Source organism: Ruegeria sp. BC8 (assembly GCF_056535705.1).
In genome coordinates this window covers 2,289,657-2,315,369 of sequence record NZ_JBQFIV010000001.1, presented here as the reverse complement: position 1 = coordinate 2,315,369, position 25,713 = coordinate 2,289,657, and the positions used below count along the sequence as shown (strand labels likewise).

Sequence of the window (25,713 nt, the reverse complement as noted above, 5' to 3'; positions counted from 1 at the left end):
CTCATGCTGAAATCGATGCCCCTGTCCCAGGCCCAGAGCCTGCCGTTCTGGCGCCGCCCCGTCACGTTGCTGTTCGTGATGGCGCTGACCATGCCGATCGCCTTCAACGCATGGAGCGCACTGCTGAACAACTTCGTGATCGAAGTCGCGGATTTCGACGGGGCAGACATCGGCCTGCTACACACGGTGCGAGAAATCCCGGGCTTTCTGGCCGTGGGCGTGATCGCGGTGATAATTTTCGTGCGCGAGCAGGTGCTGGCCATGATTTCGCTGATGCTGCTGGGCATCGCCACGGCGGTGACGGCCTGGTTTCCCAGCCTCGGCGGGCTGCTGTTCGTGACCCTGTTCAGCTCGATCGGGTTTCATTACTACGAAACGGTGAATCAGTCGCTTCAGCTGCAATGGCTGCCCAAGGACCGCGCCCCGCAGGTGCTGGGCTGGCTGGTGGCGATGGGGTCGGCCTCGACGCTGGTGGTCTATGGGCTGATCGTGCTGACCTGGGATCGGTTCGATCTGTCCTACAACACGGTCTTCATGGCGGCTGGTGCGCTGACCGCGGTGCTGGCGCTGTTCTGCCTGATCGCCTATCCGCAATTCGATGCGCCGACACCGCAGACCAAGAAGATCGTGCTGCGCCGCCGCTACTGGCTGTATTACGCGCTGCAGTTCATGGCGGGCGCGCGGCGGCAGATCTTTGTCGTGTTCGCCGGGTTCATGATGGTCGAGCGCTTCGGCTTCGAAGTGCATCACTTGACCAGCCTGTACCTCATCAACCTGATCATCAACATGGCCGCCGCCCCTCTGCTGGGCAAGGCCGTCGCGGTGTTTGGCGAGCGGCGTACGCTGATCTTCGAATATTTGGGCCTTGCCATCGTATTTGCGGCCTATGGTGGCATCTACTGGTTCGGCTGGGGTGTGCTGCTGGCGGCCATTCTCTACGTCATCGACCACGTGCTGTTCGCGCTGGCTCTGGCGCTCAAGACCTATTTCCAGAAAATCGCCGATCCGGCCGATATTGCCCCCACCGCGGCGGTGGCCTTTACCATCAACCATATTGCGGCGGTGTTCCTGCCGGCACTGCTTGGCCTGTTGTGGGTCGTGTCGCCGGGGGCGGTGTTCGGCCTGGCGGCGGGTATGGCGCTGATCTCTCTGGCGCTGTCGCTGCTGATCCCGCGCCACCCCGAACCGGGGAACGAGACCATCTTTTCGAAATACGCGCCCGCACCGGCCGAATGACACGCGCGACGCTTGACCTCGGCGGCTGACGGCCCTAGGCGCAAAGGCGGTTTCTGCAGGAGGTTCCCATGCCCACATTCACCGCCCTGACCACCCTGAAAGGCAAAGCCGCGGCCGACAGCCTGGGCGAAGCGATGGAGCGTCTGGAGCCCGAACCCACCGGCGTGGGTGTTTTCGAGGTCGAGGACGGCTCGGGCCTGTGGGAGGTCGGCGGCTATTTCACCGAAAGCCCCGACGAGGCCGCCCTGGCCCTGCTGGCGGCGGCCTTCGAAGCCAAGCCCTTCGTGGTGTCGGAACTGCCGGAAACTGACTGGGTCGCCCATGTCCGGCGCGAGCTGGCCCCGGTCGAGGCCGGGCGGTTTTTCGTCTATGGCAGCCACGATGCCGACAAGCTGCCCGAGGGGCGTATTCCGCTGCTGATCGAGGCAGCGATGGCCTTTGGCACTGGGCACCACGGAACGACGCTGGGGTGTCTGCGGGCGCTGGACAAGCTGATTGAGAATGGGTTCGAGGCCAGCAAGGTCGCCGATATCGGCTGCGGTACGGCGGTGTTGGCGATGGCGGCGGCGCGGGTCTGGGACGGTGACATTCTGGCCAGCGACATTGATCAGGTCGCCGTCGACGTAGCCGAGGCCAACCTGAAGGCCAACGGCATGGCCGGAGCCGTCCGTTGTGTCGAGGCTGCCGGATTTGACCATCCTGACCTCCATGCGGCGGCGCCTTACGATCTGATTTTCGCCAACATTCTGAAAGGACCGCTGGTGGCCCTTGCCCCGGAAATCGCGCAGAATCTGCGCGGAGGCGGACATGCGATCCTGTCGGGAATCCTCAACGAGCAGGCCGACGAAGTGGAATCAGTTTATTCACGAAACGGGTTCAATACGATGGACCGGTCAATGATTGGTGAATGGACGACGCTAGTCTTAACCAAACAGGGCGCAAATTAGACCATTTGCAGGAGTTTTGTGGATTTTTGCCACGGTTTTGACGCATTCTCTTTCTACCGTCATCCAATGAATTTGGGGGGCGGTTTTTGGAGGCTGCCATGACAGGAAAACAACTTGAATTCGATCAGCGCGTTCATCGGCTGACAAAGAAACACAACAAGATGAGCCGTGGCTATCGCGCGACCATGCGCAAAGATGGTCTGGTCGTCATGAAACCCCAGCGGGTACGCTCGGCGGTTCCGGCCAAGGTTCTGTTGCTGTGCCTGTGCGGATTTTTTGCTTTCAAAGCGTTCCTGCTATCCAATCTCGGTCCGACCGGATACCAGTATCGGGTGGATGCCCTGAACGAAGGGACATCGGTTGAACAGGCGGGCGCGTGGATCATGCAGATCGATCCATTGTCGCAGGCCATTTCGACACAGCTGAACAAGATTCTCTACTGAACTCTCTCTCCTAAAGAGCCTTCAAAAGACAAAAACACCGCGTACCTCTCGGTCCGCGGTGTTTCTGTGCTGCCCCGAGGGAGGATAGGGGCGAGAGCGGGTGGTTTCAGTACAGACGGCGGCGGCCAGCAGCGACCTCGTCGATGTCACCGCGGCACAGGCCGATATCTTCCAGTTCACGGTTGCTCAGACCGTTCAATGCATTGCGCGTCACGCGTGCGTCGTTCCAGGCGACAACGGCGTTCACGACGGATGCCAGAAAGGCGCCGATACGGCCGACAAGGCCAAACGAGCCAATCGAGGCGCGGGTTGTGTCAATTGCAGCCATATCCTGCTTCCTTCTGTTCAGTGTTGACGTTTGAATGTCGAATTCCCGGGCCAGTTAGTGATGTCGGATTGACCTTGCAAGTGCTGAAACTGCATGTGTCCTATGCAGTTTTTGCAATGCTTCGAAAATGATGAAAGTCCCTTAAATTATTGGTGAAAACTGCTTTGGGAATGTGTCGGTTTCAGACTTTCTAGGGTCGCAATGCGTCCGAGTTGTCGCGGACGGAACAGGCGTGTCGCATTTGGGTGCCGGATCAATTTTCTTGGAAAATGTTCACGCTTCGTGCTAATCGAGAGAAAAGACAATGAAAACCCGAGCAGGCCGAGGCACAACATGCGAATTCTGGGCATTGATCCGGGGCTGCGAACCCTGGGGTGGGGCGTCATCGAATCACATGGCAGCCGACTGAGCCATGTTGCCAACGGCCTGTGCAAATCCGACGGGGATGATCTGGGCGAGCGGCTTTTGTCGCTGCACAACCAGATCGTCGAGGTGATCGCCGAACATCAGCCCGACCAGGCAGCCATCGAACAGACCTTTGTCAACAAGGACGGCGCCGGGACGCTGAAGCTGGGTCAGGCGCGCGGAGTGGCGTTGCTGACCTTGGCGCAGGCTGGGTTGCCGGTGGGCGAATACGCGCCCAACCGGGTCAAGAAAACCGTGGTGGGCGTGGGGCACGCCGAGAAGGAACAGATTCTGCACATGGTCAAACTTCAACTGCCGGGATGCCAGCCCAAGGGGGCCGACGCCGCGGATGCGCTGGCGATCGCGATTTGCCATGCGTTCTACGGGGCGACGCCGCAGGCCCGCATCAAACAGGTGGCCACATGATCGGCAAGCTGACCGGACGCATCGACTATCGCGCGGCGGATCATCTTCTGATCGACGTGCGCGGGGTCGGTTACATCGTCTATTGCTCGGACCGGACCATGGCGGCCCTGCCCGGGGTGGGCGAGGCGGTCTCGCTGTACACCGATCTGGTTGTGCGCGAGGACCTGATGCAGCTTTATGGCTTTCTGTCGCTGGTCGAGAAAGAATGGCACCGGCTGCTCTGCTCGGTTCAGGGGGTGGGGGCCAAGGTGTCGCTGGCCATTCTGGGCGCGCTGGGGCCGGACGGGGTCAGCCGGGCCATCGCGCTGGGCGATTGGGGCGCGGTAAAGGCGGCCAAGGGCGTCGGGCCCAAGACCGCGCAGCGCATCGTGCTGGACCTGAAAGACAAGGCGCCCGGCGTCATGGCGATGGGCGGCACGGTGACCGAGGCGATGGACGGCCCCGTGGCCGAGGTAGTTGAACCCGCAGACCCGGCGCCGGTCCGGGTGCGGGCCTCGAAACCCGGTGCGGGTGCGGCGTCGGCGGGTGCTTTGTCGGCGCTGTCGAACCTGGGCTATGGCCCGTCCGAGGCCGCATCGGCCGTGGCCGAGGCCGCCGCCAACCTGCCCGATGCCGGCGAGGCCGAATTGATCCGCGCGGCGTTGAAACTGCTGGCTCCGAAAGGCTGAATGAATGGTTGATGCCGACCCGACCCTGCGCCCGCAGCCTCTGCCCGAGGACAACGATCGCGCCTTGCGCCCGCAGGGGCTGGACGAATTCATCGGCCAGGCCGAGGCGCGGGCCAATCTGCGCATCTTCATCCAGTCGGCCCGCCAGCGGAACGAGGCGATGGACCACACGCTGTTCCACGGCCCTCCGGGCTTGGGCAAGACGACGCTGGCGCAGATCATGGCGCGCGAGCTTGGGGTGAACTTCCGCATGACCTCGGGGCCGGTTCTGGCCAAGGCCGGGGATCTTGCGGCGATCCTGACCAACCTCGAAGAGCGCGACGTGCTGTTCATCGACGAAATTCACCGCCTGAACCCGGCGGTGGAAGAGGTGCTGTACCCGGCGATGGAGGATTTCGAGCTGGATCTGGTGATCGGCGAGGGCCCCGCGGCCCGTACCGTGCGGATCGAACTGCAGCCCTTTACCCTGGTCGGGGCGACCACGCGGATGGGCCTGTTGACCACCCCGCTGCGCGACCGGTTCGGCATTCCCACCCGGCTGCAATTCTACACCGTGGACGAACTGCATGAGATCGTCACCCGCAACGCCCGCAAGCTGGGCGCGCCGGCCGATGACGACGGGGCGCGCGAGATCGCGCGCCGGTCGCGGGGCACCCCCCGTATCGCCGGGCGGCTGCTGCGGCGGGTCGTGGATTTCGCCATCGTCGAGGGCGACGGCCGCATCACGCGCGAATTGGCCGATGGCGCGCTGACGCGGTTGGGCGTCGATAATCTGGGCTTGGACGGCGCCGACCGCCGCTATCTGAAACTGATCGCCGAAAATTATGGCGGTGGCCCGGTAGGGATCGAGACCTTGTCGGCCGCCTTGTCCGAGAGCCGCGACTCGCTGGAGGAAGTGATCGAGCCCTATCTGCTGCAACAGGGCCTGATCCAACGCACGCCGCGCGGCCGGATGCTGGCGCAGAAGGCCTGGACGCATTTGGGCATGGCCGCGCCCAAGGGACAGAGCGACCTGTTTGGTTGAAGCCGCCGGCCTCAGACCTTAAGGCTGGGGCGAGAGAATTTTCAAAAGACGAAGGGCAGGGCGTGACACCCGAAAAGATCCAGGCGCTGTTTATCCGATCCGATGGCGCGTTCCTGTTTGCGCGTTGGGGCCGTCCGATCGTGCCTATCGTGTTCGGGGTCGAGGATGGAACCCTGGCCACGGTCAAAGGCGCGTTCGAGGCGGTGGTTGCGCTGGCCGATCACAAGATGGCCGAGACCGACCCCGAATTGGGCGCGAACTGCATGGTGTTCTTCTTTCGAGAGTGGGGCGAGTTGCCCGAGGTCCCCGACCTGGATCGTCTGATACCCGATCTTGTCCCGCTAGTTGCGCGGTTGGAGGGCTCCGGGGCGAACCAGTACCGGATTTTCCGCTTCGACGAAGACGGCGCGATCCGAGCGGCTTTCGTCTTTCTGCGGATGGATCGCGAGTTGTCGAAGTTGCCGGCTGAAACCCTGGCCCTGTCGCAGGTCGTTCAGACCATTTTGCTGTGGTCCGACACGGCATTCCGCGACCGCTCGCCCCTGGCCGTGGCAGGCGAGACGACGATCCTTCGGCCCGACATTGCCGGGCTGATCCGCGCCGCCTATGATCCGGTTCTGCCGGCGGCGGCGCAGGACCCTTCGCACGCTCTGCGCCTGTTTGCCCGGATGGAGTGTCCGCAATGAAACACGTCTTTCCCGTCCGCGTCTATTATGAGGACACCGACATGGGGGGTGTGGTCTATCACGCCAACTATTTGCGCTATATCGAGCGCGCCCGGTCGGATTGGGTGCGCAACCTGGGCAATGACCAGAACGCAATGCGCGAGGCTGGTATCATCTGGGTCGTGCGAAGGGTCGAGGCCGACTATCTGGCGTCTGCGCGGTTCGACGACGAGTTGCTGGTCGAAACCGAGGTCGTCGCGATTTCCGGCGTGCGACTGACCATGGCTCAACTCATACGGCGCGGCGAGACCGAAGTCTTCCGCGCGACCGTGACGGCCGTTTGCGTCAATCAGGATGGTCGGCCGATCCGGCTCCCGGCAGAGATTCGCGCATTGCTGTAACAATTTGCTCAGCCCCTGTGGTTCTGTTGGCAATTTGCCCCTAACTACGCTAGCGTTTGGCAAAACAAGGCCAATCAACGGCTGTCAGGCAAAACAAAGAGCAGGTTCATGGAAGCTGAAACGCTGGCGCTGGCGCAGGAGATCGATTTCTCCATGTGGGGGCTGTTCGCCCGTGCGACATTCATCGTGAAAGTGGTGATGCTGATCCTTGTGGTCGCATCCTTCTGGTCATGGTCGATCATCATTCAAAAGCTCATCACCTATCGCAGCGCGCGACGCGAAGCGCAGGTGTTCGACGAGGCGTTCTGGTCGGGCAACCCGCTGGACGAGTTGTTTGAACAGATCGGAACGCAGCCGGATGGCAGTTCCGAAAAGATCTTCGCAGCCGGCATGATCGAGTGGCGCCGCTCGCACCGCGCCGACGGTGGACTCATAGCCGGCGCACAGGCCCGGATCGATCGTTCGATGGATGTGGCCATCGCAAAAGAGGCCGAAGGCTTGCAAAAGGGGCTTTCGATCCTTGCGACCGTGGGTTCGACCGCGCCGTTCATCGGCCTGTTCGGTACGGTTTGGGGCATCATGAACGCCTTCATCGAAATCGCCGAACAGCAGAACACAAACCTGGCCGTCGTGGCGCCGGGAATCGCCGAAGCTTTGCTGGCGACCGGTCTTGGCCTGCTGGCCGCAATTCCGGCCGTAATCTTCTACAACAAACTTAGCGCGGACAGCGATCGCATCGTTGGCGGGTACGAGGCTTTTGCCGACGAATTCGCAACCATTCTGTCCCGCCAGTTGGACAGCTGACATGGGTGCGGCGATCCAGCAATCGTCTGGCGGCAACGGACGACGCCGAGGACGGCGGCGCGGGCGTGCGCAGCCGATGGGTGAAATCAACGTCACACCCTTTGTCGACGTGATGCTGGTGCTGCTGATCATCTTCATGGTCGCGGCTCCGCTGATGACCGTGGGGGTCGAGGTTGATCTACCCAAAACTGCCGCCAGCGCTCTGCCCGGCGACAACGAGGAACCGCTGACCGTCACGCTGACAGCCGAAGGGCGGGTTCAGATACAGACCACCGAGGTGTCCCGCGACGAGTTGATCGGTAAGCTGCGCGCCATTGCTGCCGAGCGCAGCAGCGACCGCGTCTACCTGCGGGCCGATGGCGCCATTCCTTATGCGCAGGTCATGCAGGTCATGGGTGCGTTGAATGCCGGCGGGTTTTCGAATGTGGGCCTTGTCACCGATACTGGCGGGCCGGCGCTGGACGCGGGCGGAGAGTGAGGCTGCGCGGTGGATACCGGCACCAAGATTTCGGCGATTGCCCATGTGACATTGATCGGATGGGCCCTGTTCGGCGGCACGTTCCGATCCGAGCCGCTGCCTTTTGCAGTGCAGGAGGTGTCGGTGGTTTCGGCTGAGCAATTCGCTGCCCTGACGGCGCAAAGCGATGCGCCCGAAGTTCCGACGCCCCCCAACGCATTGGAAGATCCGATCGTACAACCCCCGGCACCCGAAGTGCCGGAGCCGTCGGTCGAAGAACAGCCGCGCCCCGAGCCGGTCACGCCACCTGAACCGGAGCCCGAGCCGCAACCCGAGGCAGTTGAGACTCCACCCGAACCCGACGTGATCGAGCAGCCTCCGGTACTGGATGAACCGGAACCCGAGGTTGCGGTTTTGCCGGCGCTGCCCGAGTCCCAGCCCCGCCCGGCGGACAAGGTGGCCCCCGAACCCATCGCTCCGCCGCCACTGGATGCAAAGCCGGACGATATCGAAACACCGGCGGTTTCGCTGGATGAAGGGGCTGAGATCCAGCAGGAGCAGCAAGACCAGACCGCGCCCGAGGAAGCCACGGACCAGATCGTGACCGAGGCGGAAGAGGCCAAGGACCTGTCGCCACAAAGCTCGCCGCGTCCCCGGGTTCGGCCCAATCGGCCCAAGCCTCCGGAAACCGAACAGACCGCGACCGCCGAGCCTGTCGAACAGGCTGCGGAACCCGACGAGGCCGCGATCAATGACGCGCTGGCCGAGGCCTTAGGCGGGGCGTCCGAGCCGTCCGGTCCGCCTCTCACCGGCGGTGAAAAGGATGCGATGCGTCTGGCAGTTTCGCGGTGCTGGAACGTGGGCTCGTTGTCGACCGATGCGCTCAAGACCGTTGTGGTGGTCGGTTTCTCGCTGAACCGCGACGGCTCGATCGTTCCCGGCAGTCTGCAGCTTCTGGACAGCTCCGGTGGCTCGGACGGGGCCGCAAAACAGGCATACGAGGCCGCCCGGCGTGCGATTTTGCGCTGTGGAGCAAAAGGATATGACCTTCCTGCTGACAAATACGAGCATTGGAAGGATATTGAGATCACCTTCAATCCCGAGAGGATGCGGATCAAATGATGAAACTTCTGACCAGCCTCTTCGTTGGCCTGACCCTTCTGTCGGCCCCCGTGTCTGCGCAAACCGGCCCACTTCGGCTGGAATTGGATGAAGGCATCATCGAACCTTTGCCATTTGCGGTGCCCAGCTTTGTACCGGACAGTCCGGCGGCCAGCCAGTTTGCGGCTGACATCAGCCGCGTCATCGCCGAGGACCTGACCGGAACCGGCCTGTTCCGTGAGATTTCGCCGGATGCATTCATCAGCCGTGTCAGCAGTTTCGAAGCGCCGGTCCAATTTGCGGATTGGAAGGCGATCAATGCCGATGCGCTGGTCACCGGCGCGGTGAATGTCTCGGGCAATACCCTGTCCGTCCGGTTCCGGGTCTGGGATGTATTCTCGGGTCAGGAATTGGGCAACGGCCTGCAATTTGCCGGTACAACCGAGGGCTGGCGTCGAATGGCGCACAAGGTGGCTGATCAGGTCTACAGCCGCATTACTGGTGAGGGAGGCTATTTCGACAGCCGAGTGGCTTTTGTCTCGGAAACCGGCCCAAAGGATCAGCGCCGCAAGCGGCTGGCCATCATGGATTATGACGGGGCGAATGTTCAGTACCTGACCGACAGTGCCGCGATCGTTCTGGCCCCGCGCTTTTCGCCAACGGGCGACCGGTTGCTCTACACCAGCTATGAAAGCGGCCGCCCGCGGATCTACGTTCTGGATGTTGGCCGGGTCAAGCGGCAGGAATTGCAGACTCAGGAAGGTACGATGAGTTTCTCGCCGCGCTTTTCGCCGGATGGCCGCTCGATCGTCTATTCGCTGACGCAGGGCGGCAATACGGATCTGTGGAAAATGGATCTGGCATCCGGCCAAAGCGTGCGCCTGACCAACACGCCCGCAATTGAAACCGCGCCCAGCTATTCGCCTGACGGATCGCGGATCGTCTTCGAGAGCGACCGGTCAGGCAGCCCTCAGTTGTATATCATGCCGGCAAATGGCGGTGAGGCGACCCGCATCAGCTTTGGCCAAGGGCGCTATGGGACGCCCGTCTGGTCACCACGCGGAGATCTGGTGGCCTTTACCAAGCAGAACAAGGGCCGGTTCCATATCGGCGTGATGCGACTGGACGGTAGCGAGGAGCGGCTGTTGACCGCCTCGTTCCTGGACGAGGGGCCCACATGGTCGCCCAATGGCCGGGTCATCATGTTTGCGCGGGAAACCCAGGGCGCCAGCGGGCGTTCGACCCTGTACTCGGTCGACATTTCGGGCCGAAACCTGCGCCCCGTACGCACCCCGGACGGTGGCAGTGACCCGTCCTGGGGGCCACTGTTGAATTAAGAGACCGCCGGTCGCGCCGAAGTTCACAAGGCAGGCTGGCTGTGATAGACAGACGTCAATAAACAAACGGGACAAGAGGCAACAGAAATGAACGTATTGAGCAAGTTTGCGGCTCTGGGCGCGCTGGCGCTGGTGGCCGCATGTACCAACAACGATCCCTCGGCTTTGGGCGGTGGCGCCGGCGGCAACGGCGCAATCGTCCCGGGTTCTCCCAGCGACCCACGTTCGCCCGCCTATTTCCAGCAGGCGATCGGTGACCGGGTCCTGTTTGCCGTGGATCAGTCCACGCTCTCGCCCGAGGCGCAGACGATCCTTCAGGGGCAGGCCCAGTGGCTGTTGGCCAATACCGACTACGTCGCCACGATCGAAGGTCACGCGGATGAACAGGGCACGCGGGAATACAACCTTGCGCTGGGCGCCCGCCGGGCAAATGCCGCGCGGGAATACCTGATTTCCCGCGGTGTGGCCGGAAACCGTCTGCAGACGATCAGCTATGGCAAGGAGCGCCCGATCGAAATCTGCAGCACCGAGGAATGCTATTCCAAGAACCGCCGCGCGGTCACCGTGCTGACCGGTTCCACAACGGGGTAACAGGATGAGAATTGCGGGATTGGTTCTGGCGGCGGCTTTGACCCTTGCCAGCGGCGCGCAAGCGCAGGATCAGCAGACTCTGGCCGATATTCGCCAGGAACTGACGGTGCTGCATGTCGAGATCCAACGGCTCAAGCGCGAGTTTTCCACGACAGGCTCGCCCGCGCCGAACCTGTCCGGCAGTTCGATTCTGGAACGCGTTGACGCCATCGAGGCCGAGTTGCAGAGGCTGACCCGGCAGACTGAGCAGCTGAATCAGCGTGTTCAGAATGTCGTGACGGACGGAACCAACCGGATCGGAGATCTGGAGTTCCGTCTCTGCGAGCTGGAACCCGGTTGCGAGTTCACCGGCGAAGACACACCGACATTGGGTGGAGATAGCGACACAGCGGCCATCACCGCTCCGGTGACGACGCCCGGCGATGCCGCCGACGGCGACCAGGTCGAACTGGCCGTAGTTGAACAAGCCGATTTTGATGCCGCGTCGCAAGCCCTTGCGGACGGAGATTTCCAGACGGCGGCCGATCTTTTTGCGAAATTTGACAGCGCGTATCCCGGCAGCCCGCTGGCCCCCGAAGCCAACCTGAGGCGAGGGCAGGCCCTGGAAGGGCTGGGTGATACCCGCGAAGCGGCCCGGGCCTTCCTTGCCAGCTTTACTGGCGATTCCGAAGGGCCGGTGGCCCCCGAGGCGTTGTACGAACTTGGGGCAGCATTGGGTCGGTTGGGCCAGGTTGAGCAGGCTTGTATCACGCTTGGAGAAGTCGGCGTCCGGTTCCCGTCGTCGGCCTTTGTGGCCACGGCAACCGAGGAAATGGCGTCGCTGAGCTGTTCTTGAACTCACCAGCCGACACCCTTCCGGAGCGCGTCAGGGCGGTGTTGCCTGAAATGCTTCCGTCGCGACTGGGCGTGGCCGTGTCCGGTGGAAGCGACTCGCTTGCATTGCTGCATCTTTTGGTCCGGATCGCCCGGGATGAAGATGTTCGGCTGTTTGCGGCGACTGTCGATCACGGCCTGAGGCCGGATGCGGCCGCCGAGGCCGCCAGTGTTTCCGAGACATGTGCACATTTGGGCGTGTCCCATGTCACTCTGAAATGGACGGGATGGGACCGGTCGGGAAACCTGCAGGATCAGGCTCGGCAGGCGCGCTACGGTTTGCTGCGGGACTGGGCGGTGTCGCAGGACATTCCTGCGGTCGCTCTGGGCCATACCGCAGATGATCAGGCGGAAACCGTGTTGATGCGTCTAGGGCGCGCCGCTGGCGTGCGCGGATTGTCGGCCATGTCTTTCGCGCGCGAACTGGAGGGTGTCACGCTTTGGCGACCTTTGCTGGGCGAAATGCGCACCGCCTTGCGGGACTACCTACAGGCTGAGGGGGTGCGATGGATCGAAGACCCTTCGAATCAGGACTTGCGCTTTGACCGGATCAAGGCCCGCGAGGCGTTGGGCCATCTGTCCGGCTTGGGGATCACGGCTGAACGTTTGTCCCGCGTTGCCGCGAACCTCGGGCGTGCGAACCGGGCGCTTGAGCATTTTGCGCAGGAATCCGCCCGCCGCGTTGCGAAAGAGAAAGCCTGTGCGGTGCGTGTGGATCGCGCCGGTTTTGGCGCGCTGCCTGAAGAAATACAGCGCCGGCTTGTTGTCGGGATCCTCCAGCGGATCACGGGTCCGGGGTACCCGCCGCGGCAATGCAAAGTCGAGCAGGTCGTACAGGCCGTTATTGCGGGACGTTCGTCGACGCTGAGCGGTTGTCAAATCCTGACGGACGGGAATAGTTCGTGGTTTTGCAGAGAGCTGACCGCCGTTTCGGCATGCGTGGCCCGACCAGCCGAACTCTGGGACGAGCGTTGGATCGCGACAGGGCCGGACACGCCCGGAGCACAGATCCGTGCGCTTGGCGAGACCGGGTTGCCACAAGTACCCGACTGGCGCGCGACAGGGGTGCCGCGCATGGTGCTGATGGCCACGCCCGCCGTTTGGCTGGGCGACCAAATCGTGTCCGCGCCATTTGCCGGTTTTTTGAACGGATGGACGTTTGAAATGGACCCGAAATTCCCCGAGCTTTCGGCTTCTTTTTTATCGCATTGAACCTGCTTCAATCATCTCTATTTTAAGAGGCAACCCGGCAGCGCCTCATCTGCCGATGTCTTTTGGGAGAATTTTCTTGGGCAACGCTCGCAATATAGCCTTCTGGGTCGTTCTCTTCCTGTTGATCCTTGCACTGTTCAATCTGTTCAGCGGACCGGGAGGAACCCTCCAGAGCAATGAAAAAACCTATTCGGATTTCGTAAGCGCCGTCGAAGCAGGCGACGTAAAAGGCGTGACGCTGGATGGTGAGCAGATCCGTTACACAACCAGTTCCGGCGGGAATTTCGTCACGATCAAGCCCGGTGATGCCGAAGTCACCAAGCTGCTGATCGAGAAAGACATCCCCGTGCGGGCGGAAAAGCAACAGCAATCGGGTTTCCAGTCTTTCCTGATTACGCTGCTGCCGTTCCTGCTGTTGATCGGTGTCTGGGTCTATTTCATGAACCGGATGCAGGGCGGTGGCAAAGGCGGTGCCATGGGCTTTGGCAAGTCCAAGGCCAAGATGCTGACCGAAAAGCACGGCCGCGTCACCTTTGACGACGTGGCGGGCATCGACGAGGCCAAGGAAGAGCTGGAAGAGATCGTCGAATTCCTGCGCAACCCGCAGAAATTCTCGCGCCTTGGCGGCAAGATCCCGAAAGGTGCGCTGCTGGTTGGCCCTCCGGGTACTGGTAAGACGCTGCTGGCCCGCGCGATTGCGGGTGAGGCCGGCGTGCCCTTCTTCACCATCTCGGGTTCGGACTTCGTGGAAATGTTCGTCGGTGTGGGTGCGTCCCGCGTGCGCGACATGTTCGAACAGGCCAAGAAAAACGCGCCCTGCATCGTCTTCATCGACGAGATCGACGCGGTGGGTCGCCACCGTGGCGCCGGATATGGCGGGGGCAACGACGAACGCGAACAGACCCTGAACCAGCTGCTGGTCGAAATGGACGGGTTCGAGGCAAACGAGGGCGTCATCATCCTGGCTGCAACCAACCGCAAGGATGTGCTGGACCCGGCGCTTCTGCGCCCTGGCCGCTTTGACCGTCAGGTGACCGTCGGCAACCCGGACATCAAGGGCCGCGAGAAGATTTTGGGTGTTCACGCCCGCAAGACGCCTTTGGGTCCGGATGTTGATCTGCGCATAATCGCGCGCGGCACACCCGGCTTCTCGGGGGCTGACCTTGCCAACCTTGTTAACGAAGCCGCGCTGATGGCCGCACGTGTCGGTCGGCGCTTTGTCACCATGGAAGACTTCGAGAACGCCAAGGACAAGGTGATGATGGGGGCCGAGCGCCGCTCGATGGTGCTGACCCAGGACCAGAAGGAAAAGACCGCCTATCACGAGGCCGGCCATGCCGTGGTCGGCATGACCCTGCCGTTGTGCGATCCGGTCTACAAGGCCACGATCATCCCGCGCGGCGGCGCGCTGGGCATGGTGGTAAGCCTGCCTGAAATGGACCAGCTGAACTATCACAGGGACGAATGTGAGCAGAAGCTGGCCATGACCATGGCGGGCAAGGCGGCCGAGGTCATCAAATACGGTGAAGACCACGTCTCGAACGGCCCGGCCGGCGACATCATGCAGGCCAGCCAATTGGCGCGGGCCATGGTGATGCGTTGGGGCATGTCCGACAAGGTCGGCAACATCGACTATGCCGAGGCGCATGAGGGCTATCAGGGCAACACGGCCGGGTTCTCGGTTTCGGCCCATACCAAGGAACTGATCGAGGAAGAGGTCAAACGGCTGATCCAGCAGGGATATGACCGCGCCCATCAGATCCTGACCGAACACAAGGAAGAATGGGAGCGTCTGGCTCAGGGTCTGCTTGAATACGAAACTCTGACGGGTGACGAAATCAAGCGCGTCATGAATGGCGAACCGCCGAATGAGAGTGACGACGAAAGCGACAAGTCCGATCACGGCAATGCCGCGAGCGTGACGGCGATTCCCAAGACCAAGGTCAAGAAGACCCCGCCCGAGGGCGGGATGGAGCCTGAACCTTCGGCATGACGCAAGAGACCCGGCCCCAGAGCCGGGTCTTTTCTTTTCGGCCTTTTCATCAGGGCAGCGAGCGTTAGGCTGCAGCGAACTTTGATCCGCTGTCGAAAGGAAATGGCATGCCTGTCCTGCGTGAAACCGAATTCAAGGCCCGGGTCGTCTGGTTGGGCCACGTTCCCGCCGGGCAATCCCTGCGGGCTCAGCCGGTGCCGCAGCTCGACCTTGGGTTCTCGGGCGACATTGGCGCGCGTCATGAAGGACTCAATCGACCATCCTGCGTGCGGGTCAAGAACCTGTACCCGGAAGGCACCGAAATCCGTAACGTGCGACAGCTGACGATCCTGGCTGCCGAGGAAATGGCGGCCATTGCTTCTGACATGGGCGTGGACCGGCTGGATCCGGCCCTTTTGGGTGCAAGTATCGTTGTCGAGGGCATTCCGGATTTCACGCATGTTCCGCCCTCGTCTCGGCTGCAGGCGGATACGGGATTGACCCTGACCGTCGATATGGAGAACCGCCCTTGTATCCTGCCCGGACGTGAAATCGAAGCAGAGTCACCGGGGCACGGCGCCCGCTTCAAACCGGCCGCACAGGGCCGGCGCGGGGTGACCGCTTGGATCGAACGGCCGGGGCTTCTGAGGCTCGGAGACAGTCTGACCCTGTTCGTCCCCGATCAGCGCGCATGGAACCCAAAACAGACGGCGGTTTCCGATTAGATACGTCCGAACAAGGCCTACGCCGTTTCGCGGCCTGAAAATGTCGGAATCCACATCCATTCAAACCGTACACAACGGTATGGATTTGACAGCACCGACGCGCGGCGTCGGTTTTGCACGGAATTCAATCAGGGATCTTGCCCAATGAGCTACAAATCCGACATTGAAATCGCTCGCGAGGCGAACAAGAAGCCAATCCAGGAGATTGGTGCAAAAATCGGCATCTCGAGCGACGACCTGCTGCCATACGGCCATGACAAGGCCAAGGTAAGCCAGAATTTCATCAACTCGGTCCAGGACCGCGAAGATGGCAAGCTGATCCTTGTGACTGCAATCAACCCGACGCCCGCGGGCGAGGGCAAGACCACCACAACCGTCGGTTTGGGTGATGGCCTGAACCGGATCGGCAAGAATGCGATGATCTGTATCCGCGAGGCCTCGCTTGGTCCGAACTTCGGCATGAAGGGGGGGGCCGCGGGCGGTGGCTATGCGCAGGTCGTTCCGATGGAAGAGATGAACCTGCACTTCACCGGTGACTTCCACGCCATCACCTCGGCCCACTCGCTGCTGTCGGCGATGATCGACAACCACATCTATTGGGGCAACGAGCTGGAAATCGATACCCGCCGCGTCGTTTGGCGCCGGGTCGTCGACATGAACGACCGCGCCCTGCGCCAGATCACGGCCTCTTTGGGGGGCGTGTCGAACGGTTTCCCGCGTGAAGCAGGTTTCGACATTACCGTTGCGTCCGAGGTCATGGCGATCCTGTGCCTGGCCAACGACCTGAAGGATCTTGAAAAGCGCCTGGGCGACATCATCGTGGCCTACCGCCGTGACAAGACCCCGGTTTATTGCCGCGACATCAAGGCCGAAGGCGCGATGACCGTTCTTCTGAAAGACGCGATGCAGCCCAACCTGGTGCAGACGCTGGAAAACAACCCGGCCTTCGTGCATGGCGGCCCGTTTGCCAACATCGCGCATGGCTGCAACTCGGTCATCGCGACCAAGACCGCGCTGAAGGTAGCCGACTATGTCGTGACCGAGGCCGGTTTCGGGGCCGATCTGGGCGCGGAGAAGTTCATGAACATCAAGTGCCGCAAGGCAGGCATTGCGCCGTCGGCCGTGGTGCTGGTTGCAACGGTTCGCGCGATGAAGATGAATGGCGGCGTGGCCAAGGCCGATCTGGGCGCGGAAAACGTCGACGCGGTAAAGTCGGGCTGTGCCAACCTGGGCCGCCATATCGAGAACGTGAAATCCTTCGGCGTGCCGGTCGTCGTGGCGATCAACCACTTTGTCACCGATACCGATGCCGAGGTTCAGGCGGTCAAGGACTACTGCGCCGAACATGGGGTTGAGGCGGTTCTGTCGCGGCATTGGGAACTGGGCTCGGAAGGATCTGCAGATCTGGCAAAAAAAGTCGTTGAACTGGCAGATGCCGGTACCGCGAATTTTGCGCCGATCTACCCTGACGAAATGTCCCTGTTCGAGAAGATCGAGACCATCGCCAAGCGCATCTACCGCGCCGACGAGGTTCTGGCCGATGCCAAGATCCGCAACCAGTTGAAGGAATGGGAAGCCGCCGGATACCGCAATCTGCCGGTCTGCATGGCCAAGACACAGTATTCCTTCTCGACCGATCCGTCGCTGCGCGGCGCGCCCACCGGCCACTCGGTTCCGGTGCGCGAGGTGCGCCTGTCGGCGGGTGCCGGCTTTATCGTGGTGGTCTGCGGTGAGATCATGACCATGCCCGGTCTGCCCCGCAAACCGGCGGCTGAGACAATCCGCCTCAACGACGAAGGGCAGATCGAGGGCTTGTTCTAAGCCGCTGAATAAGACATCTCGTGGTCCGGGGAATCCCCGGGCCATGAGGAGATTGCGATGCCCACTCTGACACTGCCGCAGGACTGTCATTCCATGCAGGAATTGCGGGTTCAGATCGACAAGCTGGACCGCCAACTGATCGAACTGTTGGCGACGCGCGCAACCTACATCGATCGCGCGTCCGAATTGAAACCGGGCGAGGGCCTGCCGGCCCGTATACCCGAGCGTGTCGAGGATGTGGTGCAAAAGGTGCGTTCGAACTCGGTTGAGGTGGGCATGGACCCCGATCTGACCGAAAGGCTTTGGCGCATCTTGATTGATTGGTCGATTGCGCGCGAGGAGAACGTGCTCGGCCCCGACTGAATGACCGGGCGCCCTTCGCGCCCGATCCGCTTTTTGAAAGAAGGGATCAAAGGATGGTAGCTCAAGTCATCGACGGCAAGGCCTTTGCGGCCAAGGTCCGCGCGCAAGTCGCCGACCAGGTTGCAAAACTCAAGGAAGAAAACGGCATCACCCCCGGTCTGGCAGTGGTTCTGGTCGGTGAAGATCCGGCCAGCCAGGTCTATGTCCGCTCCAAGGGCAAGATGACTGTCGAAGTGGGCATGAACTCATACGAGCACAAGCTGGATGCCGACACGTCCGAGGCAGATCTGCTGGCCTTGATCGAGAAGCTGAACAACGATCCCGCGGTGCATGGCATTCTGGTCCAGCTTCCGCTGCCCAAACATCTGAATGAGGACCTGGTAATCAACTCGATCGACCCGGCCAAGGATGTCGACGGGTTCCACATCTCGAACGTTGGTCTGTTGGGCACCGGTCAGAAGTCCATGGTTCCCTGCACGCCGTTGGGCTGCCTGATGATGTTGCGCGATCATCATGGCTCGTTGTCCGGCATGGATGCGGTGGTGATCGGCCGGTCGAACATCGTGGGTAAGCCGATGGCCCAATTATTGCTGGGCGACAGCTGCACCGTGACCATCGCGCACAGCCGTACCAAAGACTTGCCCGATGTCGTGCGTCGCGCCGATATCGTCGTGGCCGCGGTGGGCCGCCCCGAGATGGTACCTGGCGACTGGATCAAGGAGGGTGCCACCGTCATCGACGTTGGCATCAACCGGATCGAGCGTGATGGAAAAACCAAGCTGGTCGGCGACGTGGACTATGCAAGCGCGGCCGAGCGCGCAGGCGCTATTACACCGGTTCCCGGTGGTGTTGGCCCGATGACCATCGCCTGCCTGTTGGCCAACACTCTGACGGCCTGTTGCCGGTCGAACGGCCTGCCCGAGCCCGAAGGCCTGACGGCCTGACCACTGGCGGCCCTGGGGCGGAGCGTCCGCCCCGGGGCCAACGTGGGGATGAAACGACCCCCACTAGCACGCCGCAAACGTGTTTGATTGTCTGACATTTCGTGATAAGCTTGAGTTTCCAGCCGGTTACGAAGTGAATAAGTGGGCGTCTGAGGGACAAGGGCTGGGTCCCGAAAGGCTGCTCATTGATTTTGATATGTTGTCAAAACTGAGCCCATTCATTGCAGAATGCACGCCTCAGAGGGTGGTCGCCGGTATTCTGTTCGTCCCGTTGCTCTCCTATACTTTTCCACCGTTCCGAGAAATGGATCTACCCTTCTCCGTACGTCTGGCGTTCTGGGCAGGAGTGATGATTCTGGCGGTTGTGGCAACGTGGGGGTCTCGGCAGTTGGTGAAGGATCGTCTGGACCATGTCGGACTGACGGTCCGGGACGTGGCGTTTGCCTTGGTGATCCTTGTATTGTTCACGCCTGCGTTGTGGATCCTGACGTGGATCCTGTGCGCTGCCAGCGGCCACGATGCCCCCGGTTTGCTGGCGGTTGGCACCTACGGTGCGCTGTTTAGCACAGGTCTGGTTCTGGTCAGCAAAGGCGAAGCCCCGCCTGAAAATGACGAAGTCATCGAAGCACCCCAACCCCGTTTGGTGAGCCGCCTGCCGGACGGGTTTCGTGGTGATATCCTGCGGCTTGCGGTCCGGGATCACTACGTTGATGTGGTGACCACCAGCGGAACCTATACGATCCGGTCGCGCTTTACTGACGCGATTGCTGAGATGGAGCCGATTTCGGGCCATTGTACCCACAGATCCCATTGGGTTACGGACGCGGCCATTCTGGAAATTCAGAAAAACAACGGCAAAACCTACCTGCGCCTTCGGAACGATGATCTGGTTCCCGTCAGCCGCAAATACAAACCCAAACTGGAAGAAGACGGTGTGATCTGAACCAGCTGTCGGCTAACGCGGCATCACCGTCAGCTGTGGCTGCGGGCCCGTCAGAATGGCACGGGCGTCCGGCTGCATCAACTGAGACAACGCGGTATCCGAGCTGCGCAGCCCTCCGGTATATGTCCCATAAGCCGGCATGATCACCCGACACCGGTCAAACAAAAATGCCGGGCGCGAGATCATGCGGCCCGGCGCATTGAGCCGGACCTTGGGGTGAAAATGCCCTGAAACTTCGCCTTGCGCGTCGGGTTCCGCTATATGGCGGAAGACCAGCACGTCTTGGCTCCACTCGGCCAGATGGGTGCCGCTCAGCGCGACGGGACCCGGATCATGGTTGCCCTCTATCCAGATCCACAGCCGCCCGGCCTGCAGCGCAGAAATCTCGAGCCGATCTGCATCGCTCAGCGTTTCCGAGGCTTCGAGATCATCGAAACTGTCCCCCAAGCATACCACCGTCTTGGCGCCGGTCGTGTCCAGATCGGCGGCCAGCCGGGACAGTGTCTCTCGGTTGTCATAAGGGGGAAGGGCCGGTCCGCCCCGCCGAACGATCCGAGATGACTTGCCCAAGTGCAGGTCCGAAACACAAAGAAGACCGTGCGCCGGCCACCAAAGCGCGCCCGATCCCATGGCGTGCAGCCGGGCACCCGCAAACGAAAATTCAAGGCTGTTCATGGTCCGTTCTTTGCCTGTCGGGCCGTGATTTGCAAGTCGTTTCTTCATGCGGGTTCCAGGCCAGCGTCGCGCAACAGACGGGCGCTTTCTTCCGCCAGCAGCCGCTCTTCGGCCGCGCCCTTGACCGGAACCTTTCCCACCTCGAGCAGCAAGGGCGCCGCCAGTGGTGACACCCGGTCCAGCCGGATCAGGTCGATCCGGTCGCCGATGCGCGCGATCATGGCCTCGATCCGTCCGAAATCGACCAGCCCGCGCATGGCTTCTTCGCGGGTGATCTGCATCAGCAGGTGGTCGGGGTCGTATTTCTGCAGCGTGTCGTACAGGATGTCCGACGAAAAGGTCGCCTGCCGCCCGCTTTTGCGTTGGCCACCTGTGTTGCGCTCGATCAGCCCGGCGATGGTGGCCGAAGCGCGGAAGGTCCGTTTCATCACCGCGTTGCCCGCCAGCCAGTTGTCCAACCCGTCGCGCAGGGCCTCGATCTGGAACAGGGGGCTGGGATCGGTGACCGCGTCCAGTCCCCAGATCAGCGTGGCATAGTCGGTCGCGACAAAGCCCAGCGGGGCCAGCCCGGTTTCCTCCATCCGTTTGGTCAGCAGCAGACCCAGCGTCTGTTGTGCGTTGCGTCCGGCAAAGCCGTAGACGCACAGGTTTTCGCGGCCGTCATTGGGAAAGCTCTCGATCAACAGCCGGTCACGCCCGGGCAGCCGCGACATCCGGCGCTGCAGTTCCAGCCATTCACCCGTATGTTCGGGCAGTTGCGGCCAGCCGGGCTGTGCGAACATCCGCAGGATGCGGTCGCTCAGCTGGGTCGAAGTGGCGAACTTGGTGCCCGAGAAGGTGGCGATCTTGGGCTTTTTGTCCGCACGGCGCGTGACCTCGACAACCGTTTCGCGCAGCCCTTCATAGCGCACGATCTGACCGCCGATCAGGAAGGTGTCGCCGGGGGTCAGCGATGCGGCAAAGGCCTCTTCGACCTCGCCCAGGGGTTTGCCGCCCCGGTTGCGTTTCAGCCGGACCTTCAGGGTATCGCTGTCCTGGATCGTGCCCAGATTCATGCGGATGCGTTGCGCCGCGCGCGGGTCACGCAGCTGCCACAACCCGTCGGGGCGCTGTTGCAGGCGCTGCCAGCGGTCATAGGCCCGCAGCGCATAGCCACCAGTTGCGCAGAACTCCAGACAGGCATCGAAGGCCGCGCGGGACAGATCGGCATAGGGACCGGCCGAGGTGACCTCGGCATACAGGGCATCGGCATCGAACGGTCCGGCGCAGGCCGCGATCAGGATGTGTTGGCACAAAACGTCACGCGGGCCGGGGCCGCGCGGCTCGCCGTCCAGATCGTGCGCGCGCGCGGCCTCCAGCGCGGCGACGCATTCGACCACCTCGAACCTGTTGGCAGGCACCAGCAGGGCCTTGGACGGCGCGTTGTAGCGGTGGTTGGCCCGCCCGATCCGCTGGACCAGGCGCTTGACGTTTTTGGGGGCGCCGATCTGGATCACAAGGTCCACGTCGCCCCAATCGATTCCCAGATCAAGGCTGCCGGTGCAGACGATGGCGCGCAGGTCGCCACGGACCATTGCCGCCTCGACCCGTTCGCGCTGTTGCCGGTCGAGGCTGCCATGGTGGATGCCGATGGGCAGGCCTTCGTCATTGGCCAGCCACAGGTTGTGAAAGAAGATCTCGGCCTGAGCGCGGGTGTTGTGGAAGATCAGCGTCGTCTTGTGCTGCCGGACCTGCTCCAGCACCGCCGGGATGGCATAGGCCGCGCCGCCCCCGGCCCAAGGCGGCATTTCGGCCGTTTGCAGCATGGCGATATCGGGGTCGGGGCCGGGGTCGGCCAGAACGATGTCGCAAGGGTCGGGGTGGCGGGCCAGAAAGCGCGCGATTGCGTCCGGGTCCTCGACCGTCGCCGACAGGCCCACGCGCCGCAGATCGGGGCACAGGGTCTGCAGGCGCGCAAGGGCCAGCATCAACTGGTCGCCCCGCTTGCTTTCGGCCAGCGCGTGTATCTCGTCCACGATCACGCGTTGGACGCCGTGAAACATGCGTGGTGCATCTTCGTAGGACGTCAGCAGCGCCAGGCTTTCCGGAGTCGTCAGCAGGATATGCGGCGGGTCCACGCGCTGGCGTTTCTTCTGTGTGGGGGTGGTGTCGCCGGTGCGATCCTCGATCCGGATCGGCAAGCCCATCTCGTCGGCCGGGCCGCGCAGGTTGCGCTTGATGTCGGCGGCCAGCGCTTTGAGCGGCGAGACATAGATCGTATGCAGCCCCGCGTGCCGCCCCTCGGCCAGTTCGATCAGCGAGGGCAGGAACCCGGCCATCGTCTTGCCGCCGCCCGTGGGCGCGATCAACAGCGTCGCCGGGGCCCGCGCCCGGTCGATCATGGCCTGTTGATGCGGGTGGATGGACCAACCTCTGGCGGTAAACCAGGTGTCAATCCGGGCGGGAATCTGCGTCATATGCGCAGACTAGCCCGCCCGGTGACAAAGCGGAATGCGGTTTGGGCCCGTCTTACTTAACGATTTCCTCGTCCTTGACGAACATGTTCGCCCAGGCGCGGTCGATCAATTCCGGGCTCATTTGATAGGGGATGCCCTCGAATTCGCAGATCGAGATCATCTGATCGATCAGGAAGATCGGCTGATAGTTCGCATAGACATTGTTGATGGTCGGGTATTTGACCTTCAACAGATGTACCAGTGCGGCTTCGTCCAACGGAATGCCGCGCTTGCGGGCCACCATGGCGAAGATCTTCAGGAAGTTTTCCTGGTTCGGGCCGTCGATCTTGATCTTGAAGAAGATCCGGCGAAGCGCGGCCTGGTCGAAGATCTCGTTCGGGTGGAAGTTGGTCGAGAAGATGACCAGCGTGTCGAAGGGAACTTCGAACTTTTCACCCGACTGAAGGCCCAGAATGTCCTTGCCCTCTTCCAGCGGAACAATCCACCGGTTGATCAGGGCCTGCGGCGGCTCGGCCTGGCGGCCAAGGTCGTCCACGATGAAGATGCCGCCGGTCGATTTCAGCTGCAGCGGCGCCTGATAGGTGCGCGCCGTGGGGTTGTAGACCAGGTCCAGCATGCTCAGCGACAGTTCACCACCCGTGACCACCGTGGGGCGTTCACACTGGACGTACCGCGTGTCGAACCGCTTGCGGCGGCGCAGGCTGTTCGGGTCGTCAGCCTCTTGCTCGATCGCTGTGTGCACGATCGGGTCGTACACGGTGATCACCTGACCGGCATATTCGATGGCATACGGAACAAAGACGTTGTCACCCAACGCATCCCGAATTCCGTTTGAAATCGAAGACTTACCGTTGCCCGGCGGGCCGTACATCAGGATCGAGCGACCGGCGCTGACCGCAGGGCCCAGGTGGTCAAGCAGGCTGTCCGGCAGGACAAGGTGCCCCATGGCGCCGGTCAGCTGATCGCGCGTGACTTGGATGTTCCGGATCGACTGTCGTTTGACCTGCTCGCGGTAGACTTCCAGCGGAACGGGCATGGCGCCAAAGTATTCGGACTGGCTCAGCGCGTCCAACGCCCGTGCCTTGCCGGCGTCGGTCAGTTGATAGCCCATTTCGTTGCCGCTGTTGGCGTTCAATGTCCCAGTCGCCTCAAGCAGCTTCTGTTCGCGGGCGATGTCGACCAATTCCTGCGTCACCGAACTCGGCAGACAGATCGAGGCGGCGATCTCGCTCACCGTGTCCACATTCTTGCGGAAAACGGTCTTCAGAAGGATGTCCCGCATCATAACAAGCGGAAGCTGCATTTCCCCCAGACCCTTCGGGGCAGGAGGAGCCATAACGGATGAGGTCTGCATGTTCATGAGCGCGGCTCGTATATCCAGTTGTCAATCCTTGTGTCCCGAAAGGGACCACTTGCGGAAAATCTGGCGCAGCTTTGTGGCAGGACCAAGGCGCGGGCAAGGCGCAGACATGATGGTTTACGAGCCGTTAATTGCGCCCAAAATCAAATAGATGCCAAGACTCGCACCCAAGGCCAGCCCCATGGGGAATTTCTTGCCCTGATCCCAGCTTTCCCAGTTCGGAGCGATCTGGCGCAGGCGAGAGTATTTGGCCAGCCGATGGGTGGCAAACGCGGCCAGCGTCGTGACCATCAGAATCACCATCACCAGCAAGAAATCACCAACCCATACGAACGGAGCCGCAGCCGCGCAGAACTTGGCGTCGCCCGCACCCATGGCGCCTGCGGCATTGAGAAGAATGCCAAAAAACAGCACGACCACCAGATGGAACAGCTGCCAGGCATAGACCGGCAGAGAAAACTGCAAGGGCCCGATGCTGGCCCCAACCCATTCGCCCGACCAAGGTGGCAGCACAATCAGCCCGACCACCACAAAAACCAGCGCCAGAGCTGTGACCGCATGGTTCTTGATCTTCATTTCCCGCATGTCGGTGAACGCGACATAGAAACAGATGGGCAGCACAAATGGTAGAAACCACAGGGCTGCCACTGCAGGAATTGCCATGCCTTATGCTTCCTCGAGCGCGCGGAGCGACCGAACCGCTTCGTCGAAATGCTGCGGATGGGTGGCGATGGCTTCCCGGAACAGGTTCTTGGCAGTGTTGATGTCACCGCGCTTCACGGCCGAGATGCCCATCGTGTTCAATAGTTCCGCACGTTCGGTCTGGGACATCGGGATCACCGGCATGGAATAATTCCCCTGCGCCGAGCGGGCAAGAACCAGGTTGTTCTTCGCCGTGAACAATGAACTGTCCTGTCGGATGGCTTCGGTGAACAGGCGCTCGGCCTCGGAATATTGGCCGCGGGTCAACTTGGAATACCCCCAGTTGTTCATCACGCCAGCCGGCCGTGTGGTCAGCCCGATCGCGGTTTCATAGAACTGGTCCGCACGCTTCCAATCCTTGCTGGCGTCTGCCACCAAGGCTTCAAGCCGATAGCGTTTGAACGTCTCGTAGGTCGGGGGGATCTGGTCCAGCGCTGCCTTTGCCGCCTTCCAATCACCACTGCGGACCAACGAGTCCGCATAATCGACGCGATCCGCGTTCGTTGCACCGGACATCGCGGTCACGCGTTTCCAGGCGGCCGATGCTTCGGTGCTGCGCTTGGCGCGAGTCAGCGAAATGGCAAGGCCGCGCTGCAAATCGATCCGATCTGGATTCTTGCCGGCTGCTCCACGGAAATAGGTCACTGCCTCGTTCGGGTCAGCCGCATTGAGCATCACGTCGTTGAGGTTCGTCTCATCGATGACGTTCACTTCCTGGAACGTGCGTTCGACCTTTTCCTCTTCGGTTTCTTTTGCGCATGCAGACAGGATCAGCCCGCACACGACGACTGTCGGAATCAGGAATTGTTGGCGCATTTTTGCGTCCCTTACTGC

At 61.8% G+C, this 25,713-nt stretch carries 27 protein-coding genes; 21 read left to right on the top strand and 6 right to left on the bottom strand.

Annotation, left to right across the window (positions count from 1 at the left end; all coding sequences use genetic code 11):
* Positions 1-3: 3 nt before the first annotated feature.
* The 3 genes from ACR3EK_RS11745 to ACR3EK_RS11735 all read left to right on the top strand — a co-directional run bounded on the left by ACR3EK_RS11745 (position 4) and on the right by ACR3EK_RS11735 (position 2,626).
* The gene (locus tag ACR3EK_RS11745; protein ID WP_480633454.1) at positions 4-1,236 is read left to right on the top strand and encodes an MFS transporter; all 1,233 of its coding nucleotides are present in this window, start codon (positions 4-6) and stop codon (positions 1,234-1,236) included.
* Between the two features lie 68 nt (positions 1,237-1,304).
* Positions 1,305-2,183 carry a 50S ribosomal protein L11 methyltransferase gene (locus tag ACR3EK_RS11740; RefSeq protein WP_480633453.1) on the top strand — a complete coding sequence of 293 codons (879 nt, stop codon included), beginning with the start codon at positions 1,305-1,307 and terminating at the stop codon, positions 2,181-2,183.
* Between the two features lie 98 nt (positions 2,184-2,281).
* Entirely contained in the window at positions 2,282-2,626 is a 345-nt protein-coding gene (locus ACR3EK_RS11735; protein ID WP_170366671.1) for a hypothetical protein, read from the top strand.
* A 106-nt stretch (positions 2,627-2,732) separates the two neighbouring features.
* Here ACR3EK_RS11735 and ACR3EK_RS11730 read toward each other — a convergent pair whose 3' ends face one another.
* Positions 2,733-2,954, bottom strand: a complete 222-nt coding sequence (locus ACR3EK_RS11730; RefSeq protein WP_093962786.1) for a DUF1127 domain-containing protein — start codon at positions 2,952-2,954, stop codon at positions 2,733-2,735.
* Between the two features lie 333 nt (positions 2,955-3,287).
* Here ACR3EK_RS11730 and ruvC point away from each other — a divergent pair, with 333 nt between their 5' ends.
* From ruvC to ACR3EK_RS11640, 18 genes are all read left to right on the top strand, one after another.
* Positions 3,288-3,785: a crossover junction endodeoxyribonuclease RuvC gene (ruvC, locus tag ACR3EK_RS11725; RefSeq protein ID WP_149775764.1), complete on the top strand. Its 498-nt coding sequence runs from the start codon at positions 3,288-3,290 to the stop codon at positions 3,783-3,785.
* On the top strand, positions 3,782-4,453 hold the full coding sequence (gene ruvA / locus ACR3EK_RS11720) for a Holliday junction branch migration protein RuvA (protein WP_170358156.1): 672 nt from the start codon (positions 3,782-3,784) through the stop codon (positions 4,451-4,453). The genes ruvC and ruvA overlap by 4 nt, the downstream gene beginning before the upstream one ends.
* A 4-nt stretch (positions 4,454-4,457) precedes the next feature.
* Positions 4,458-5,477 (top strand): Holliday junction branch migration DNA helicase RuvB, encoded by a 1,020-nt coding sequence (gene ruvB, locus ACR3EK_RS11715; protein WP_149775762.1) that lies wholly within the window; start codon positions 4,458-4,460, stop codon positions 5,475-5,477.
* 62 nt (positions 5,478-5,539) lie between these two features.
* Entirely contained in the window at positions 5,540-6,163 is a 624-nt protein-coding gene (locus ACR3EK_RS11710; protein WP_480633452.1) for a hypothetical protein, read from the top strand.
* Positions 6,160-6,543, top strand: coding sequence for a tol-pal system-associated acyl-CoA thioesterase (gene ybgC / locus ACR3EK_RS11705; RefSeq protein WP_093962779.1), 384 nt, complete (start codon positions 6,160-6,162; stop codon positions 6,541-6,543). Before ACR3EK_RS11710 ends, ybgC begins: the two co-directional genes overlap by 4 nt.
* 108 nt (positions 6,544-6,651) lie before the next feature.
* Positions 6,652-7,347 (top strand): protein TolQ, encoded by a 696-nt coding sequence (gene tolQ, locus ACR3EK_RS11700; protein ID WP_093962778.1) that lies wholly within the window; start codon positions 6,652-6,654, stop codon positions 7,345-7,347.
* A gap of 1 nt (position 7,348) precedes the next feature.
* Positions 7,349-7,825 carry a protein TolR gene (gene tolR, locus ACR3EK_RS11695; RefSeq protein WP_170337881.1) on the top strand — a complete coding sequence of 159 codons (477 nt, stop codon included), beginning with the start codon at positions 7,349-7,351 and terminating at the stop codon, positions 7,823-7,825.
* 9 nt (positions 7,826-7,834) lie between these two features.
* Complete coding sequence (locus tag ACR3EK_RS11690) at positions 7,835-8,926, top strand: energy transducer TonB (RefSeq protein ID WP_480633451.1); 1,092 nt, start codon at positions 7,835-7,837, stop codon at positions 8,924-8,926.
* Positions 8,923-10,242: a Tol-Pal system beta propeller repeat protein TolB gene (gene tolB / locus ACR3EK_RS11685; RefSeq protein ID WP_093962775.1), complete on the top strand. Its 1,320-nt coding sequence runs from the start codon at positions 8,923-8,925 to the stop codon at positions 10,240-10,242. Before ACR3EK_RS11690 ends, tolB begins: the two co-directional genes overlap by 4 nt.
* Before the next feature lie 87 nt (positions 10,243-10,329).
* The gene (gene pal / locus ACR3EK_RS11680; RefSeq protein ID WP_093962774.1) at positions 10,330-10,833 is read left to right on the top strand and encodes a peptidoglycan-associated lipoprotein Pal; all 504 of its coding nucleotides are present in this window, start codon (positions 10,330-10,332) and stop codon (positions 10,831-10,833) included.
* 4 nt (positions 10,834-10,837) lie between these two features.
* Positions 10,838-11,668 carry a tol-pal system protein YbgF gene (ybgF, locus tag ACR3EK_RS11675; protein WP_480633450.1) on the top strand — a complete coding sequence of 277 codons (831 nt, stop codon included), beginning with the start codon at positions 10,838-10,840 and terminating at the stop codon, positions 11,666-11,668.
* Between the two features lie 50 nt (positions 11,669-11,718).
* Positions 11,719-12,918 carry a tRNA lysidine(34) synthetase TilS gene (tilS, locus tag ACR3EK_RS11670; protein ID WP_480633449.1) on the top strand — a complete coding sequence of 400 codons (1,200 nt, stop codon included), beginning with the start codon at positions 11,719-11,721 and terminating at the stop codon, positions 12,916-12,918.
* Positions 12,919-12,994: 76 nt separating this feature from the next.
* Positions 12,995-14,911, top strand: coding sequence for an ATP-dependent zinc metalloprotease FtsH (gene ftsH / locus ACR3EK_RS11665; RefSeq protein ID WP_093962771.1), 1,917 nt, complete (start codon positions 12,995-12,997; stop codon positions 14,909-14,911).
* Positions 14,912-15,018: 107 nt separating this feature from the next.
* Positions 15,019-15,615 carry an MOSC domain-containing protein gene (locus ACR3EK_RS11660; protein WP_480633448.1) on the top strand — a complete coding sequence of 199 codons (597 nt, stop codon included), beginning with the start codon at positions 15,019-15,021 and terminating at the stop codon, positions 15,613-15,615.
* Between the two features lie 144 nt (positions 15,616-15,759).
* Positions 15,760-17,436: a formate--tetrahydrofolate ligase gene (locus ACR3EK_RS11655; RefSeq protein WP_170390652.1), complete on the top strand. Its 1,677-nt coding sequence runs from the start codon at positions 15,760-15,762 to the stop codon at positions 17,434-17,436.
* Between the two features lie 57 nt (positions 17,437-17,493).
* Positions 17,494-17,799 (top strand): chorismate mutase, encoded by a 306-nt coding sequence (locus ACR3EK_RS11650; protein WP_170337522.1) that lies wholly within the window; start codon positions 17,494-17,496, stop codon positions 17,797-17,799.
* Between the two features lie 53 nt (positions 17,800-17,852).
* On the top strand, positions 17,853-18,743 hold the full coding sequence (gene folD / locus ACR3EK_RS11645) for a bifunctional methylenetetrahydrofolate dehydrogenase/methenyltetrahydrofolate cyclohydrolase FolD (RefSeq protein WP_093962767.1): 891 nt from the start codon (positions 17,853-17,855) through the stop codon (positions 18,741-18,743).
* 79 nt (positions 18,744-18,822) lie between these two features.
* Positions 18,823-19,686, top strand: a complete 864-nt coding sequence (locus ACR3EK_RS11640; RefSeq protein ID WP_480633447.1) for a LytTR family DNA-binding domain-containing protein — start codon at positions 18,823-18,825, stop codon at positions 19,684-19,686.
* A 12-nt stretch (positions 19,687-19,698) separates the two neighbouring features.
* Here the strand turns inward: ACR3EK_RS11640 and pdeM are convergent, their stop codons facing one another.
* The 5 genes from pdeM to ACR3EK_RS11615 form a co-directional block, all read right to left on the bottom strand.
* Positions 19,699-20,361, bottom strand: coding sequence for a ligase-associated DNA damage response endonuclease PdeM (gene pdeM / locus ACR3EK_RS11635; RefSeq protein WP_480633446.1), 663 nt, complete (start codon positions 20,359-20,361; stop codon positions 19,699-19,701).
* Between the two features lie 44 nt (positions 20,362-20,405).
* Entirely contained in the window at positions 20,406-22,817 is a 2,412-nt protein-coding gene (locus ACR3EK_RS11630; RefSeq protein ID WP_480633445.1) for a ligase-associated DNA damage response DEXH box helicase, read from the bottom strand.
* 52 nt (positions 22,818-22,869) lie between these two features.
* Positions 22,870-24,177 carry a P-loop NTPase family protein gene (locus tag ACR3EK_RS11625; RefSeq protein ID WP_093962764.1) on the bottom strand — a complete coding sequence of 436 codons (1,308 nt, stop codon included), beginning with the start codon at positions 24,175-24,177 and terminating at the stop codon, positions 22,870-22,872.
* Positions 24,178-24,294: 117 nt separating this feature from the next.
* Positions 24,295-24,840 (bottom strand): prepilin peptidase, encoded by a 546-nt coding sequence (locus ACR3EK_RS11620; RefSeq protein WP_170368829.1) that lies wholly within the window; start codon positions 24,838-24,840, stop codon positions 24,295-24,297.
* Between the two features lie 3 nt (positions 24,841-24,843).
* On the bottom strand, positions 24,844-25,695 hold the full coding sequence (locus ACR3EK_RS11615) for a tetratricopeptide repeat protein (protein WP_170358176.1): 852 nt from the start codon (positions 25,693-25,695) through the stop codon (positions 24,844-24,846).
* Positions 25,696-25,713: the final 18 nt, after the last annotated feature.

Coding starts and splice junctions, on each gene's coding strand:
- ACR3EK_RS11745 (WP_480633454.1), top strand. CDS start 4: ATGCTGAAATCGATGCCCCTGTCCCAGGCCCAGAGCCTGCCGTTCTGG.
- ACR3EK_RS11740 (WP_480633453.1), top strand. CDS start 1,305: ATGCCCACATTCACCGCCCTGACCACCCTGAAAGGCAAAGCCGCGGCC.
- ACR3EK_RS11735 (WP_170366671.1), top strand. CDS start 2,282: ATGACAGGAAAACAACTTGAATTCGATCAGCGCGTTCATCGGCTGACA.
- ACR3EK_RS11730 (WP_093962786.1), bottom strand. CDS start 2,954: ATGGCTGCAATTGACACAACCCGCGCCTCGATTGGCTCGTTTGGCCTT.
- ruvC (WP_149775764.1), top strand. CDS start 3,288: ATGCGAATTCTGGGCATTGATCCGGGGCTGCGAACCCTGGGGTGGGGC.
- ruvA (WP_170358156.1), top strand. CDS start 3,782: ATGATCGGCAAGCTGACCGGACGCATCGACTATCGCGCGGCGGATCAT.
- ruvB (WP_149775762.1), top strand. CDS start 4,458: ATGGTTGATGCCGACCCGACCCTGCGCCCGCAGCCTCTGCCCGAGGAC.
- ybgC (WP_093962779.1), top strand. CDS start 6,160: ATGAAACACGTCTTTCCCGTCCGCGTCTATTATGAGGACACCGACATG.
- tolQ (WP_093962778.1), top strand. CDS start 6,652: ATGGAAGCTGAAACGCTGGCGCTGGCGCAGGAGATCGATTTCTCCATG.
- tolR (WP_170337881.1), top strand. CDS start 7,349: ATGGGTGCGGCGATCCAGCAATCGTCTGGCGGCAACGGACGACGCCGA.
- tolB (WP_093962775.1), top strand. CDS start 8,923: ATGATGAAACTTCTGACCAGCCTCTTCGTTGGCCTGACCCTTCTGTCG.
- pal (WP_093962774.1), top strand. CDS start 10,330: ATGAACGTATTGAGCAAGTTTGCGGCTCTGGGCGCGCTGGCGCTGGTG.
- ybgF (WP_480633450.1), top strand. CDS start 10,838: ATGAGAATTGCGGGATTGGTTCTGGCGGCGGCTTTGACCCTTGCCAGC.
- tilS (WP_480633449.1), top strand. CDS start 11,719: ATGCTTCCGTCGCGACTGGGCGTGGCCGTGTCCGGTGGAAGCGACTCG.
- ACR3EK_RS11660 (WP_480633448.1), top strand. CDS start 15,019: ATGCCTGTCCTGCGTGAAACCGAATTCAAGGCCCGGGTCGTCTGGTTG.
- ACR3EK_RS11655 (WP_170390652.1), top strand. CDS start 15,760: ATGAGCTACAAATCCGACATTGAAATCGCTCGCGAGGCGAACAAGAAG.
- ACR3EK_RS11650 (WP_170337522.1), top strand. CDS start 17,494: ATGCCCACTCTGACACTGCCGCAGGACTGTCATTCCATGCAGGAATTG.
- folD (WP_093962767.1), top strand. CDS start 17,853: ATGGTAGCTCAAGTCATCGACGGCAAGGCCTTTGCGGCCAAGGTCCGC.
- pdeM (WP_480633446.1), bottom strand. CDS start 20,361: ATGAACAGCCTTGAATTTTCGTTTGCGGGTGCCCGGCTGCACGCCATG.
- ACR3EK_RS11630 (WP_480633445.1), bottom strand. CDS start 22,817: ATGACGCAGATTCCCGCCCGGATTGACACCTGGTTTACCGCCAGAGGT.
- ACR3EK_RS11625 (WP_093962764.1), bottom strand. CDS start 24,177: ATGAACATGCAGACCTCATCCGTTATGGCTCCTCCTGCCCCGAAGGGT.
- ACR3EK_RS11620 (WP_170368829.1), bottom strand. CDS start 24,840: ATGGCAATTCCTGCAGTGGCAGCCCTGTGGTTTCTACCATTTGTGCTG.
- ACR3EK_RS11615 (WP_170358176.1), bottom strand. CDS start 25,695: ATGCGCCAACAATTCCTGATTCCGACAGTCGTCGTGTGCGGGCTGATC.